Below are 14946 nucleotides of genomic sequence, written 5' to 3' on the forward strand. Positions count from 1 at the left end.
CGGGCGACAGAAGAAAAATGCCAATGTTTGAAACCGAGGTGCGCGCCCAAGCTGCTCCCGCTAAAAGCTAATAGCTAACAGCTAAAAGCTAATCCACCACCCGCACATCCAGCGCTTTCCCGACAACATCAATCTGCGTGCTTTGCGGCTTGCTCGTGGTGGTGTCGTAGATAATCAGTTCTCCTCCCTCGATCACGTACACGACGTTGCGTGCCGCCACCGGCTCGATTCCGGTTACGTCACCGCCACCCGCCGCCGAGAGCACCGCCGATCCCGCCGCGGTATCGAAAATCGAGAGGCACCCCTGGATGGCGTTGCTGCACGTCCGCGAGGCGACAAACAGCTTGCTGTTGGCGCCCAGCTTCATGATGGTATGCGTCCCATCGCTGATCGCCACGCCCGACTTGCTCACCGCCAGGCTGCTCGCGTTCACCACGTCCAGCTTGCCGCCGCCTGCTGCCGTTCCCGCCACGTACAAGTTCCCGGAGCTGTCGAGCAGTCCCACCGTCGCCGCCGACACCGCGACGCTGGCTCCCGGAGTGTTCGTCGCCAGGTCGAGCACGGTCACTTTCGCCGCCGTGCCGCCGCATTCCGGGCCGCAATTCAGGATGTAAGCCTTGCTGTCGTCGCTGCTGAACACGCCCGACACCGGCCGGTCGAAGCCGGTCACCGCCGTGGCCGTTTTCGCCGTCGTATCCACCACCCACATCTGGTCGGTGGCGTCCGCGAAGACCAGCAGCTTGTTTCCGTTATGGCTCAGTACCACGCGCCGCGCGCGGGGCACCGGAATCGTGTTCGACAGCGTCCCGTTGGTGGCGCTCAACACCTCCACCGCGCCCGACGTCTGCCCGGCCAGCGGCGCGTTGGGCACGGCTACGTACACGGTCGCGCTGTCGGGCGCCACCACGAAGCTTTCGGTAAAATCCGGCAGCGGAATCTGCCCGGCGCTCGCCTCCGTCGCATTGACGATCACGGCGAGGGTGTTGGACCCCTGGTCGAACACCAGCGTTAGTTTCTTGTCCGCGGTCAGCACCATCTGCGCCGGCCCGGTCCCGGTGTTGATCGTGTTCGCCAGCGTGGTTTGCGTTGTCCCGTTCGGGAGGGTCGTCAGGATGGTGTTGACGGTGTCATTCGCCGCGTTGACGATGTCAACCTGGTTCTGGAAATTGTTGCTGACGAAGGCGCGTTTCTTGATCCCGCTGGTGGTGCCGGTGCTGGCGGTGGAGGGATTGTTGTAGTTGCCGCACGACAGCAGCAAGGCGATGGCCGCCGCGCACAAACCCAGGTTGATCGCTCGCTTCAAACGCTCGGACTCCGCCCAACTGCCTTGGATTGGACTTCCTGGAATTGCTAATTATAACAAAGGGGCGCGCCCCTAGCGGGGCGCTTTCCGCATGGCGCTCTTCGTAGTACATTGCTGAGATACCGGGTAGCTTGTTTCCCATGTCCATAGATCTGCTAGCGCGCCTCAAGCAACGCCCCATGCTCTGCGACGGAGCCATGGGCACGCTGCTCTACTCCAAGGGCATCTTCATCAACCGCTGTTATGACGAGCTCAATCTCGCCATGCCCGACCTGATCCGCGAGATCCATCACGATTACTACCAGGCGGGGGCGGAGATCGTCGAAACCAACACCTTCGGCGCCAACTCGTTCCGGCTCGCGCGCCACGGCTGCGCGGAAAAAACCCAGGCCATCAATGTCGCCGGCGCCAAGCTCGCCCGCGAAGCCGCCAAGGCGTTCAGCGGCCTGGTGGCCGGCTCCGTCGGCCCGCTCGGCGTGCGCATCGAGCCCCTGGGCAAGACTTCGCTCGACGAAGCCCACGCCGCTTTTCTGGAGCAGATCGCCGCGCTGGTCGAAGGCGGAATTGACCTCATCATCCTCGAGACCTTCGGCTATCTCGACGAGATTCGCCAGGCGATCCGGGCGGCGCGCGACGTCAATCCCGACCTTCCCGTCGTCGCCCAGGTCACCATCGATGAAGACGGCAACTGCCTCGACGGCGCCACCCCCGAGACCTTCGGTGCCAAGCTCGCCGACTGGGGCGCCGACGTCATCGGCTGCAATTGCAGTGTCGGGCCCGGCGCCATGCTCAGCGCCATCGAGCGCGTGCACCAGGTCACCGACGGCATCCCGCTCTCGGCGCAACCCAACGCCGGCATGCCCCGCGCCGTCGAGGGACGCAATATTTATCTCTGCTCGCCCGAGTACATGGCGAATTACGTTCCGCAATACGTGGCCGCCGGCGTGCGCCTGATCGGCGGCTGTTGCGGCACCACGCCCGAGCACATCAAGTTCATGAAGTCGTTCGTGCGCGCCGATGCCGCCAAGAGCGCCGCCTCACCCACCCTGGTGAAGAAAAAGACCGAGGCGCCGGTCGCCCCTACGCTCCCGCTGGCCGAACGCACTCGCCTCGGCGGCAAGATCGCGCGCCGCGAATTCGCCACCCTCATCGAAATCCTTCCTCCGCGCGGCACCCAGCCGGTCAAGGAAATCGAAGCGGCGAGATTCTTGAAATCCGTGGGCATTGACGCCATCAACATCCCCGACAGCCCGCGCGCCTCCGCCCGCATGAGCAACCAGGCGCTGGCCACGCTAATGCAGCAGCAGGTCGGCATCGAGCCTGTCCTGCACTACACCTGCCGCGACCGCAATGTCCTCGGCATCCAATCCGACCTGCTCGGCGCCGAAGCCCTGAACATTCGCAACCTCATCTGCATCACCGGCGATCCTCCGAAGATGGGCAACTATCCCGACGCCACCGCCGTCTTCGACGTGGATGCCATCGGGCTGGTCAACATCGTCGCCAATCTGAATCGAGGCCACGACCTCGGCGGCAATCCCATCGGTGCGGCCACCGCGTTCGTCATCGGGGTCGGCGCCAATCCCGGCGTGCCCAACATTGACGAGGAAATCCGCCGCTTCGAATACAAGGTCGAGGCCGGCGCCGAGTACGCCGTCACCCAACCCGTGTTCGACCTCGCGCTGCTGGAGCAATTTCTGCGCAAGATCGAGCATTGCCGCATTCCCGTCTTCGCCGGCATCTGGCCGCTGGTCAGCGTGCGCAATGCCGAATTCATGCAGAGCGAACTCGGCGTCGCCGTGCCCGCCGACATCATGCAGCGTATGGCCCGCACGACCACCGCCGAGGCCGGCCGTGCCGAAGGCGTCGCCATCGCCCGCGAGATGCTGATTGCCGTCCGCCAGATGGTCGAGGGGGTGCAGATCAGCGCCCCGCTCGGCCGCTACGCCGCCGCGGTGGACGTCCTGGAAGCCTTGGGAACCAAGTCCGGCGACACTGCCGGCGCGTGAAGCAGGTCGTCGGTTTTCAGTTCTCGGTTGCCGGTTCTCAGGTGCGATGTTCAAGAACCGACAACCGATAACCGACGACCGTTAACCCTTAAGCACAGCCGGCTACTGATTCGTCCGCAACAGGACAACGATCTCCTGCTCCAGCTTGGCGAAATCGGCCAGGCCAGGATACTTTGCGCGAATGCGGCCATCGCGGCCGATCAGAAACGTGGTCGGCAATCCGAGAATGCCGCCGTAGGACTCCGCAATTTTCGCGCTGCCGGCGGCCACCGGGTAATTCATCTTGTATTTTCGGTAGAAGTCGCGCAGGGTGCTGTCACTATCTTCCATGGAGATGCCAATCACCTGAAAGCCCTGGTCACGGTACTTGTCCTGCAAGGCTACCAGTTGTGGAACCTCCTCCGCGCACGGTGTACACCAGGCCGCCCAGAAATTGATGAGCACCACCTTGCCCGCGTAGCTCTGCGTGTCGATCTTGTTGCCGCTGAGGTCAACCAAGATAAGCGCCGGGGCCGGCGACGCGGATGATCTCGTGTCCGGCTCGCGCGTCGGTTTTGCGGTGCGATTGTGGGTGCCGTAATACACGGCAACGGCCAGTCCGATGGCGGCAATGACGACCGCGATTCTCCTCATCGCCCGCTACTGGCCTTTCTCGACGGGATAGCCCTTGTCCGCCCAGTCGGTTCCGAAGCTGTTCGCGAGATACAGCACCTTCACGCCGGTGAATCCGGTCTGCTTGAGTTCTTTATACGCCGGTCGAATATTGGGACAGTGCTCCCACGGGCAACATCCGCAGTAGAGAACGATCCGCGAATTCCTGGGCAGAGCTGCCACGCGCTTCCGCAGGTTATCGAGCGACTTCGGATCCGATGCCGCTCCGATGAACTCGGCAGTTCGAATGTGGGCTTGCGCGTACAGGAAATGCGGACCGACGTAGAGCACGGTGGGCTTCGCCGCAGCGGACTGGAGCGCCTTCAGCAACTCCTGCGGCTGAATCAACTCCGCGCTTCCGGGCCGCAACTCCGAAGCGGCCGGTGCATAGCCCCCACTCTGGGCGGCGGCAACCACGGTTACGAACACAGCAATCAGTATCCAAGCATGGTAGATGCGCTGCTGATCGTTGGTGCGTTTCATAGGGGCCTATTATACGACCACCACGATGGCCCGAAAAAACGCTTGAAACCTGCGCGGCGGGCATGCATCCTATACGGCGCCATGTGGGGACAGCTCCGCGGCTTTACTTGAACCCGCCTCGCCTAAAACGCCCGTCGGTCGTTTCAGTCCCCAATTCCACCCTCGAAAAACGCGCAGGAAAACATCCTGGCCGAAGGAGCAAGGCTATGAAGCGTCGTGATTTTTTGCGATCTACCGGCATTGTGTGCGCAAGTCTCGCGCTCCCCAAGGCGGGCCGCCTGTTTGCCGAGCTCGCACCATCCTCCACGTCCGAAAGTTGGCGCACGTTTGAAGTGACGACGCGCGTGGAAGTTCTGAAGCCTTCCGGAGCCACGCGCGTTTGGCTGCCGGCAGCGCTCATCAGGAATACCCCTTTCCAGAAGACGTTCTCGAATCAGTTCAGCGCCGAAGGCGGCGCCGCGAAGATGGTCGAGAGCAAAGCGGAGGCGCTGGGCATCGTCGCGGCCACGTTTCCCGCCGGCGTGAAACCAGTCCTGACACTCACCAGCCGGATTGCGCTCAGGAACTATGCGGTCGATCTCTCCGCGCCCGGCCACCCGCCGAAAGCGGACCGCGCGGAGTTGCAGTACTTCCTGCAGCCGACCAAGCTCATCCCGACCGACGGCATCGTGAAAGCGACAGCCATGCAGATCACCGGCGGCGCCAAAACGGATGTCGAGAAGGCGCGCGCCATCTACGAGTGGATCGTCGACAACACCTTCCGGAATCCCAAAACACGTGGCTGCGGCCTGGGTGACATCCGCTTCATGCTGGAGTCCCGCGACCTGGGCGGCAAGTGCGCCGATCTCAACGCGCTCTACGTTGGCCTCGCCCGCGCGGTGGGCCTTCCGGCGCGCGACGTGTACGGCATCCGCGTCGCCAAGTCGGAATTGGGATACAAGAGCCTCGGGGCCGCGTCGGAGAAGGTGACGAAAGCGCAGCACTGCCGTGCCGAGGTCTACCTCGGCGGCTACGGCTGGGTGCCGGTCGATCCCGCCGACGTGCGCAAGGTCGTGCTCGAGGAACCGCCGGGAAATCGTCCGCTGGACGACGACATGGTGAAGAAGGCGCGCGCGCGGCTCTTCGGGTCCTGGGAGATGAACTGGATGGCGTACAACTTCTCCCACGATGTCGCTCTGCCCGGATCGAGCGGTGCGCCGGTTGGCTTCCTCATGTATCCGCAGGCGGAAACCGCCGACGGCCGGCTCGACAGCCTCGACCCGGACAGCTTCAAGTACGAAATCATCACGCGGGAGATTTCGCCTGCGAACGGCTGACGGAGACGGACACCAACCTACCAACTCCCGGCTTGAGCAAGCCAGCAACAACGGCCATGCTCTCGACCGGGAGTGTGTCAAGGTCCCTTGCACAAGAAACCATGCACTAAAGTACAGCACCAATTTCGGTCAATTGCGCCCACCTGCACGTCCCAAAAAATCCGCTCTCCGAGTCGGCAATTGCATTAAACTTTGTGGTTGAGGAGTTACCTTGCCGAAGTTCGAAGAGTGCCTGCAAAGGCTGGAAAAAATCGTGGATGAACTGGAAAAGGGGAACGTGCCCCTGGAACAGGCGATCAAGCTCTTCGAAGAGGGTGTCAAGCTCTCCAATTCCTGCCGTCAGGAACTGGAGGCGGCCGAGGGCAAGGTCGAAATCCTCCTCAAGCAGAACGGCAGACTCCAAGCTGAACCTTTCGAGACCTCGGCGGAACGCGCCGAGGCCAAACCATAGCTTCCCCACCTGCGGTTCGCCGCAGTTTCCGATTCGAAAGGGACCCTACATGCAGTCTCTCAGCGTGGTCATCGCCAACCGTGATACCCAGGCCGCGTCGCAGCTCGCCGCTTCGTTGAACGCTTATTTCCGGAACGTTTCCGTGGTGCGTTCGCTCGATGAAGTCCGCACCGCGATTCCCAAACACCGCGCTCAACTCGCCATCCTCGACCTGGAACTGGCCTCCGTCGCAGATGTTAAGCAACTCGCCCGCGAATTCGACCATACCAGCATCGTATGCACGCATCGCATCCCGGACGACGAGATGTGGGCCTCCGCCCTCGCCGCCGGCGCCATTGATTGCTGCCAGAACGCCGATATCGCCGCCATTGTTCAGGCGGTAGACCGTTACGTGAAGCAGGCGCGCGCCAACGCCGCCTAGCTCCGCCGCACGCGCACGCACAAAACCGACAACTTTCGACCCGCTTCCGCAAGCGGGTTTTTTGCGCTTGTCATACCGAAAGCCACAAGCTTTGCCAAATCGACAATCGACAATCGACAATCGGCAATGGTTTTGATAACCGATGACCGATCACCGACGACCGACAACCGGCGCGACCCGCTACAATCAATCTGTCCGCATGAAACGCCTTCTCCTCCTCTCCACCACGACCGGCTACCAGGCGCAACAATTCCGCGCCGCCGCCGAGCGCATGGAGATTCCCCTCGTGCTCGCCTCCGATACCTGTCACGCCATGGACGATCCCTGGGGCGACGGCGCCATCTCCGTCCGCTTTCAGAAACCGCGCGAGTCCGCCGGAAAAATCCGCGAATACGCCCTGCACCAGCCCATCCACGGCGTCGCCGCCATCGGTGACGCGCCCACCGCGACCGCCGCGCTCGTCGCCCGCGACCTGGGGTTGCGCTTTCATTCGCCGGAAGCGGTTGAGCTCTGCCGCAATAAGTTCCTCGCCCGCGAGCGCTACCAGCAGGCGGGCATGCGCGTGCCCTGGTACACGCGCTTCAAGGCCGCCTCCGCTCCCGGGCCAGCCGCCCGCGCCGTGCCCTATCCCTGCGTGCTGAAGCCGCTTGGACTGTCCGCCAGCCGCGGCGTCATCCGCGCCGACAACGAAAAGGAATTCATCGCCGCCTTCAAGCGCATCGCCGCGCTGCTGTCGCAGAAAGATGTGAAGATCATGCGCGACGAGAGCGCCGGATGGATCCAGGTGGAGAGCTTCATTCCCGGGCGCGAGGTCGCAGTGGAGGGCCTGGTGACCCGCGGCCGCCTGCGCGTGCTCGCCATATTCGACAAGCCTGATCCGCTCGACGGCCCCTTCTTCGAAGAGACGATTTACGTCACCCCCTCGCGCCTCGACGATGCGGCGCAGCAGGCGATCGCCGCCTGCACGCAGCAGGCGGTCAGCGCGCTCGGGCTGAGCGACGGTCCCATTCACGGCGAGCTTCGCGTGAACCACGACGGCCCGTGGATGCTGGAGGTCGCGGCCCGGCCCATCGGCGGCTTGTGCGCCGGCGCGCTCCGCTTTCACCGGGGTCCCCGACGCGCGCCGGTTTTGCGCGCGACGGGGTGGGAGGCCGGCGGCCGGTTGCTCTCGCTGGAAGAGCTGCTCCTGCGGCACGCGCTGGGCGAGCCGGTGGACAAGGTGGCGCGCGAGAGCTGCGCCTCAGGCGTGATGATGATCCCCATCCCGCACGAGGGCTTTTACGAAGGCGTCGAAAACGTCGAGGAGGCGCAGCAGGTCGCGGGCGTCGAGCGCGTAGAGATCACGGCCAAGCTCCGCCAGAAGCTGGTGCCGCTGCCGGAGGGCGCCAGCTACCTGGGCTTCATCTTCGCGCGTGGCGCAGACCCGCAAGTGGTTGAAAACGCGCTGCGGGAATCGCACGCGCGGCTTAAGTTCATGATTTCAAAGGCTATTCCGGTCGTGTAGAGGAAAATGTTCTACGTAGAACATCTGTGGATTGGCACGGTTTTCTGTGGAAAAAGACAGGGGCGACGGGAAAATTTAACGAGCGCGTTCCCGAAACGGGAAGAGCGCGCGACAGAAAACAAAACGCGCTCGCGGGCGAGCGCGCTCCATCCTTGTTTCGCTTCTTCCGGAAGGCTGACGACGGAAGACTGACGACTGAAGACTACCCCTTGCTTCTGGGTGGCACGTAGCCCGGCGGGAAAGCGGAGCTCTCGCCGAAGAAATATTCTTCCATGTGCTTCAGGATCAGCTCCTGGTCCTGTCGGTTGGCGGGATTCAAGCGATACTCGTTGAGAACCATCTTGCAGTACTCGCCCCAGAGCTTCCACGCCTCGGCGGAGACGTTTTCGTAGATGCGCTGGCCGAGCGGGCTGTCGAACGGCGGCTCGTCGAGCCCCGGCATTTCTTTCTGAAACTTGACGCACATAACCTTGCGCGCGTTGGGATCAGCTTCCTGGGGTGCCGGTCCGCCGGCGAAGGGATTACCGCAGCTCATGTGCGCTCCTTGGAATGCAATACGATTTTAGCGCATGGCGCGGATATCGGGTGATCGGATGATCTGGTGATCGGGTGATCTGAAGATCGGGTGATCGGGTGACGGGTCAATGGTGAATTTCAGATCACCAGATCGCCCGATCACCCGATGAGGTTAGTCGCCGGCCATGCGTTCGCGCGTGGGCTCGACCGCGGGACAGTCGCCCAGGATGGGCTGGCACGCCGGATCGTGACCGATTTGAATCACGGTGGGCGTCGGCTTCAACTGGAACTGCTCCGCCTCGGTGGAGCCTTCCAGCGCCCCGGTGGAGGTGATGCCCTGGGTGATGACTTCGTTGACGGCGTCGAAGTAGCCGGTACCGACGAACTTCTGGTGCTTCACCGCCTGGTAGCCGTATTCGAACTCGCGGCTGAATTCCTTTTCCTGGAGGCGCGAGTAAGCGGTCATGCCCTTGTCGCGATAACCGCGCGCCAGTTCGAACATGCTGAGGTTGAGCGAGTGGAAACCGGCGAGGGTGACGAACTGGAACTTGTAGCCCATCTCGGCCAGCGCCGGCTGGAAGCGGGCGATATCGGCGTCGTTCAACTTCTTCTTCCAGTTGAAGGACGGCGAGCAGTTGTAGGCGAGAATTTTGCCCGGGAATTTGGCGTGCACGCCCTCGGCGAAGCGCTGCGCCTCTTCGATGTTGGGCTCGGAGGTCTCGCACCAGATCATGTCCACGTAGGGCGCGTAAGCGAGGCTGCGCGCGATGGCGTAATCGAGCCCGCCTTGTACGCGGAAGAAGCCTTCATTGGTGCGCTCTTTGTGGATGAAAGCGCGGTCCACGGGATCGATGTCGCTGGTAATCAGCTTGGCCGAATTCGCATCCGTGCGCGACAGCAGCAGCGTAGGTACGCCCATGACGTCAGCCGCCAGGCGCGCGGCAATCAGCTTCTGGATTGCTTCTTGCGTCGGGATTAGGACTTTGCCGCCGAGGTGGCCGCACTTTTTGGCGGAAGAGAGCTGGTCCTCGAAGTGGACGCAGGCGGCGCCGCCCTCGATCATCGCCTTCATCAGTTCGTAGGCGTTGAGCGGGCCGCCGAAGCCGGCTTCCGCGTCGGCAATCAGCGGGGCGAACCAATGAGTGCCGTTCTTGCCTTCGGAGTGGTCAATCTGGTCGGCACGCAGCAGCGCGTTGTTGATTTTGCGGCAGAGGTTGGGAACGCTGTCGGCCGGGTAGAGGCTCTGGTCGGGATAGGTCTGGCCGGCGTCGTTGGCGTCGGCGGCGACCTGCCAGCCGCTGACGTAGATGGCCTTGAGGCCCGCCTTCACCATCTGCACTGCCTGGTTGCCGGTGACCGCGCCCAGCGCGGGGACGTAGGTGTCGCTGTGCAGCAGGTCCCACAGGCGCTCCGCGCCCAAGCGGGCGAGGGTGTACTCGATGCGGATGCTGCCGCGGAGGCGCTCGACGTCGTCCATGGAATAGGGGCGGCTGATGCCCTTCCAGCGGGGGCTATCGGTCCAGATGTTCTTTTCCTTCGATTGGCCGTTCACCGACATGATGGTTCTCCTTAGCGTTGGTTGGGAGCCCGGAGCCTGGGGTTGTTCCGGTGTTCAGCATTACGAACACCGTTCAAGATGGTGTACAAAGAGTAGCGGTGATCGCCCCGGGGCGTCAATTTAGCTGTTCAATATGCTGAACATAAATTCATGATCGTGTACACGCAAGTTTTCGATGGTGTGCCCAAGGTAACCGTTCAACCTGTTGAACAATGGTTCGACCTGCGGTACGATGAGTGTTGCAAAAATCAGCGGTAGCGCACCCTTACGATGCCCGGAACCACAGAATCTCCGTCCACCGCGGTTGACCGCACCATCGCCATCCTGGAAGCGGTGGCGGCGCGCTCCTCCGGCATGAACAACGCCGAGATCAGCCGCAAGCTGGACATCCCCAAAAGCTCCGCCAGCTACATCCTGCGCACGCTGGAGAAGCACGGCTACCTGCGCCGCAACGGCGACGACGGCAAATACCGGCTGGGGCTGAAGGTGCTGAACCTGGGACGCGGCGCGCTCAGCGCCGTGGACGTGCGCGAGGTGGCGCTGCCCATGATGCGCAGCCTGGTGGAGCACGTGCACATCACCTCCCACCTGGCGATCCTGGACGGCACGCAGGGCGTTTACGTCGAGCGGGTGGAATCGCCCGGGTTCGTCAAGATGGACACCTGGGTGGGACGGCGCATGGAGGTTTACTCCACCAGCGTCGGCAAGGTGCTGGTGTCGCACCTGCCCGAGGCGCAAGTGCAGGCGATCCTGCGCGACCGCGGGATGAAGAAGCGCACCCCGACGACGATCACCAACCCGACGCGCTTCCTGCGCGAACTGGAGACGGTACGCGAGCGCGGCTATGCCTTCGACGACGAGGAAAACAGCCCCGGAGTGCGCTGCGTGGCCGCGCCTGTCTTCAACGCCGCGGGCCAGGTGGAGGCGGCGCTGAACATCACCGGAACGACGCAGCAGGTGAACCGCGAAACCCTGCCGCGGATCATTGACCTGGTGAAGGAAACGGCGCGGCGGATCTCCACCCAACTGGGATATCGCGCGGCAAGAAAATAAACTCTCGGCACTCCAGGAGTCGCGGGCCCTCGACTTCGCTGAGGGCAGGCTTAGGCGCCCGCGCCACAAGCGCTTACCTGGCTCCAGAGACGACCAGCAGTTCGCAGGGGCCGACAAAACCGTTGGCACCTTCAAACCTGCGAAGTTCATCCTCGATTTCCTGCCATGCCGCATTCTTCTCGGCATCGCTGAGGGAGGCGAGCATGGTGTGCAATGCGCCAAAAGATTCCTTCTCGAAGCGCAGGCATTCGGCTGCGGACTTCATCCGCAGCGGCGCGGGAACCACGTCCTCCTCGACATCGCGGAAGCCGGCACGTTGCAAGGCGTCGCGCAGCACGCCGGGGGAGCCGAGGCTGAACGGGCCGGGCTGCCCGGGCGCGGGCGGCGGCAGATTGGCGCGCCGGCGAACGATGGACACGGGGATGGAGAAGAACGCATTGCGGTCCGCCGTGGTGTAAACGATGGCAGCGAAATGCCCCCCGGGCCGCAGAGCATGTTTCATGCCGGCCAGAGCGGCTTGCTGGTCGGGAAAATAAATCAGCCCGACACGGGAAATGACCGCGTCAAAGCTCGCCGGTTCGACGTCCACATGCTCGCCATCCATGACGTGGGTGGCGACGTTGTCGAGACCATGGCGCTTGGCATTGGAGTCAGCGAACTGAAGGATGGTAGGCGAGAGATCGGTAGCGAGGACGAATCCCTGCGGGCCGACGCGCCGCGCCGTTTCGAGAGTCTGATCGCCGGCGCCGGCGGCGATGTCGAGCACGCGGCTGCCTGGTTGCACGCCGGCCATGTCCAGCATGATCTGGGTCGCCGGACCGAGCCACTGTTGCAGGCAGGGCGTCCAGTCGTGCCATGCCTGGGCGGCGTTGTTCCACTGTTCACGCGTTGTGCCCTTGTACTTGATGGGATCAAACTGCGGAATCGGGACAGGAGAGGACATGCTGCACCTCCCGGTAAATGCCGGAGCGGAGAAGTCGGGGACCTGAGGATCGTTGAGCGCTCACCCCACGTGATGCGCGCCCGCTATGGTACGTCAAAAAAGTTCGCTTGTCATGGGGCCGGGACGAGGAAAGTGCGGCTCAAGTAGGCGCGGCCGAGGGCGCCGGGGCCTGCAGGACGGAACAGACGGGCGCACAGGAACTGGAAAAACGCGAGGAAAACCCCGCCCTGTCGCTCCCCCTCGACTGCGCCCGGGGCAGGCTCCACCGGGAGCGACATGGGTGGGCAACCGAGCTACTGTCGAGTCACCTCAGGCGGAACGTTGGCCTCCCGAGGCAGCCACCGGGCGCTGCACCTCCTGGGCGGCGGGAAAAATATCAAAAATGTAGTCGTGGGCTTGGAGGGCGATCTTGTCCATCTTGCCGGCGTGGACGCGGCGGACGACCTCGTCCCGCGAGAGCTCGAAGAGGGCGTCGAGAATCTGCGCGCGCTCCTGCTCATTCGCCTTGCCCAGCTCGAAGAGCACGCGGGCGCTGTGCTGGATGTAGCGCGGCGACAGCAACTGGCGCTTCAGCAGGTCCATGATCACGGGCGCCTTGGAACGGTCGAAGCGGCCGGGATCGCCGCGGCGGTCGAGTTCGGCGAAGAATTCCGCCGTCCACTCATTGTGGTAGTTCCAGACTTTGTCGAACATCTCGCGGGTGAAGCGCGTGCCCGCCTTCACCGGCTCGGCATTGGCCGCCAGTTCGACGCCGTCTTCGGTGAGCGCCTGCCGCTTGAAATACCCGTCCCTGGTGATGACCGCCTGGCGATGCGCCACCGTCCACAGCCACGACACGTCAATGCGATAGGTGGCAAGGTCGTTCATGAAGCGCAGCTTGAGCTCGTAATCGTCAATGGCGGCGGCGAAGTTGCCGTTGAGGATTTGAAATCCATAGTTGGCGGCCATGTAGAAGGCGTGCTGGATGTGCTCGATGGTGACGTCGCCCTGGGGCACGCAGTACATGTCGTCCCAAAGTTCCTGGGTGAAAATTTTCTCCGGGGTATCGACCGCTTCCCTGGCGATGACCAAGGGCGTGATCTTGCGCTGCGCGTCGATCAGTCCCCGCGATTGCAGCACCGAGCGCTCGGCATCGCTGAGGCCGCTGGCGACCGTAGGCACGGGCTTTCCTTTCACGTCGGTCGTCTCCAGCGGCGCGTTGAGCCGAGCCTCGAGCTGCGCGACAGGAACGCGAAGCGGTTCATTGCCGGCGGCGACATACGCGGGCTCGGGGCTGGCGACCCAGCTCTGGCGATAGGCGTCGTAGAGTTTGCCCTTCACTTTTCCGGCGATGATCTCGTCCAACGTCGGCTGCGGGTTCGATAGCGGTTGATCGGGCACAAACATCAGCCCGAGCAGGCGCTCGCGCGTCTTGTCAACGACCATGGCGCGCAACGCAAGCGGGTTGTAGCGTGAGCGGCCGTAGGGGTCGCCGGCCTGATAGATCATGACCGCGGCCATACCGCCGATGGGCGCCGCCTGCGTGAGTTCGCCATTTTTCATGCCGGCCATGAGCATCAAGAGCGCGTTGTAGCGCTGGTAGGCGATCATGGTGGGCGAGGCCATGCCGACGGTCTGCGGGTCGGGAAAGACTCCGTTGGGATCGTCCTTCCACATCTCGATGATGCTGCCCAGGTAGTCCCAGCGGCCGACGTTGGTGCCGAGCAAGCGGCGGCGCAAGACCCAGGTGATCGCCGGCAGGATGCGGCCCGCATTTCCCTCTTCGTAGAGGACCTTGATTTTGAAGGCGCCGGCGGGAACGCCGATCAGGCCTTCGATCCGCGACAGGAGTTTTTCCAGGACGAAGGCTTCGCGTGGCGTCTGCAGTTTCGGGATGTAGAAGTACACGCCGGCGCCGCCGCGCTTGAGGGCGTCGTAATTGTTGAGGGTCCAAAGGACGGTGACGGCGATCATGCCGGGCGCGGGGCTGCCGTCTACCTCGATATGGTCCCAAAGGACGTGCATGCCGGGAGGCCGGTTGAAACGCGTCGGCCACTGCGACGGTGGCCTGGAGATCTTGTAGCTGCGCTTCTTGCCTTTCTTTTCGACCTCGTAGGGGCGGTCGTTCCAGCGGCCCTCAAGGATTTCCCGGGCGTTCTGCAGGGCGGCGTAGACGCCGATGGGCTGGTCCTTGGGCGAGCCGTCGGGACGGAAGTGCGGCGGCGAGGCGTCTTCCCAGTCGGGCATGTTCACCGGCGCGGGGCTGTTGAGGGCGTTGAAGGCCATGTCCAGCGGATACCACGGACCGGTGAGTTCGAGTCCGGGATTGGTGAGCGGGTGCGCGTCCGCCGGGATGGGCGTTTCATCGTTCAGCCGCCAGCGCCACGGGGTGTCGCGGCCGAGGAAATTGTCAATCATGCCCTGCACGATCTGGCGGAATGTCCATGGCTTGCCGGTAACGGGATCGTCGAACTTGTCATCCCAATTCGGCCAGGCATATCGCTGGCGCACCGGCGCGGGGGACTGGAGAAGCTGGCGGCGCGCGGTGAGGACGGCGGCGATGTCGGGACGCAGTTCGCGGGTGAGGGCGGCGATGGTTTGTTCGACATTGAGGTCGCGGCCGTTCACCTTCTTGTTGCCGAACAGGTCAGGAAAATTTTGCAATACGTCCCGTTGGACCATGGACTGGAACCTCCTCAGATTTTCCTAGGATCGCGCGCGGGGCACGCAGGGGAGAATAGAACAATCGTACAGATGCG

General features: G+C 63.2%; 13 protein-coding genes. 6 read left to right on the forward strand and 7 right to left on the reverse strand.

Annotation, left to right across the window (positions count from 1 at the left end):
• Positions 1-88 precede the first annotated feature (88 nt).
• On the reverse strand, positions 89-1303 hold the full coding sequence (locus LAN70_06115; GenBank protein ID MBZ5510731.1) for a hypothetical protein: 1215 nt from the start codon (positions 1301-1303) through the stop codon (positions 89-91).
• A gap of 140 nt (positions 1304-1443) precedes the next feature.
• Here LAN70_06115 and LAN70_06120 point away from each other — a divergent pair, with 140 nt between their 5' ends.
• Positions 1444-3312: a bifunctional homocysteine S-methyltransferase/methylenetetrahydrofolate reductase gene (locus tag LAN70_06120; protein ID MBZ5510732.1), complete on the forward strand. Its 1869-nt coding sequence runs from the start codon at positions 1444-1446 to the stop codon at positions 3310-3312.
• A 102-nt stretch (positions 3313-3414) separates the two neighbouring features.
• Here the strand turns inward: LAN70_06120 and LAN70_06125 are convergent, their stop codons facing one another.
• Entirely contained in the window at positions 3415-3945 is a 531-nt protein-coding gene (locus tag LAN70_06125) for a TlpA family protein disulfide reductase (GenBank protein MBZ5510733.1), read from the reverse strand.
• A 6-nt stretch (positions 3946-3951) separates the two neighbouring features.
• Positions 3952-4446, reverse strand: coding sequence for a rhodanese-like domain-containing protein (locus LAN70_06130; protein MBZ5510734.1), 495 nt, complete (start codon positions 4444-4446; stop codon positions 3952-3954).
• Positions 4447-4652: 206 nt separating this feature from the next.
• Here LAN70_06130 and LAN70_06135 point away from each other — a divergent pair, with 206 nt between their 5' ends.
• The 4 genes from LAN70_06135 to LAN70_06150 all read left to right on the forward strand — a co-directional run bounded on the left by LAN70_06135 (position 4653) and on the right by LAN70_06150 (position 8138).
• Positions 4653-5762, forward strand: coding sequence for a transglutaminase-like domain-containing protein (locus LAN70_06135; protein MBZ5510735.1), 1110 nt, complete (start codon positions 4653-4655; stop codon positions 5760-5762).
• Positions 5763-5973: 211 nt separating this feature from the next.
• On the forward strand, positions 5974-6213 hold the full coding sequence (locus tag LAN70_06140; GenBank protein ID MBZ5510736.1) for an exodeoxyribonuclease VII small subunit: 240 nt from the start codon (positions 5974-5976) through the stop codon (positions 6211-6213).
• Between the two features lie 49 nt (positions 6214-6262).
• Entirely contained in the window at positions 6263-6634 is a 372-nt protein-coding gene (locus tag LAN70_06145) for a hypothetical protein (GenBank protein ID MBZ5510737.1), read from the forward strand.
• A 199-nt stretch (positions 6635-6833) separates the two neighbouring features.
• Complete coding sequence (locus LAN70_06150) at positions 6834-8138, forward strand: ATP-grasp domain-containing protein (protein MBZ5510738.1); 1305 nt, start codon at positions 6834-6836, stop codon at positions 8136-8138.
• A gap of 202 nt (positions 8139-8340) precedes the next feature.
• Here the strand turns inward: LAN70_06150 and LAN70_06155 are convergent, their stop codons facing one another.
• On the reverse strand, positions 8341-8673 hold the full coding sequence (locus tag LAN70_06155) for an oxidative damage protection protein (protein ID MBZ5510739.1): 333 nt from the start codon (positions 8671-8673) through the stop codon (positions 8341-8343).
• A gap of 153 nt (positions 8674-8826) precedes the next feature.
• Entirely contained in the window at positions 8827-10212 is a 1386-nt protein-coding gene (gene aceA / locus LAN70_06160; protein ID MBZ5510740.1) for an isocitrate lyase, read from the reverse strand.
• A 270-nt stretch (positions 10213-10482) separates the two neighbouring features.
• On the opposite strand from aceA, the gene LAN70_06165 reads away from it, so the two are divergent.
• Complete coding sequence (locus tag LAN70_06165) at positions 10483-11265, forward strand: IclR family transcriptional regulator (GenBank protein MBZ5510741.1); 783 nt, start codon at positions 10483-10485, stop codon at positions 11263-11265.
• A 73-nt stretch (positions 11266-11338) separates the two neighbouring features.
• On the opposite strand, the gene LAN70_06170 is transcribed toward LAN70_06165, so the two are convergent.
• Positions 11339-12208 (reverse strand): class I SAM-dependent methyltransferase, encoded by an 870-nt coding sequence (locus LAN70_06170; GenBank protein MBZ5510742.1) that lies wholly within the window; start codon positions 12206-12208, stop codon positions 11339-11341.
• Between the two features lie 309 nt (positions 12209-12517).
• On the reverse strand, positions 12518-14869 hold the full coding sequence (locus LAN70_06175) for a malate synthase (protein MBZ5510743.1): 2352 nt from the start codon (positions 14867-14869) through the stop codon (positions 12518-12520).
• Positions 14870-14946 lie beyond the last annotated feature (77 nt).

Source organism: Terriglobia bacterium (genome assembly GCA_020072845.1).
GTDB lineage: Bacteria > Acidobacteriota > Terriglobia > Terriglobales > Acidobacteriaceae > JAIQGF01.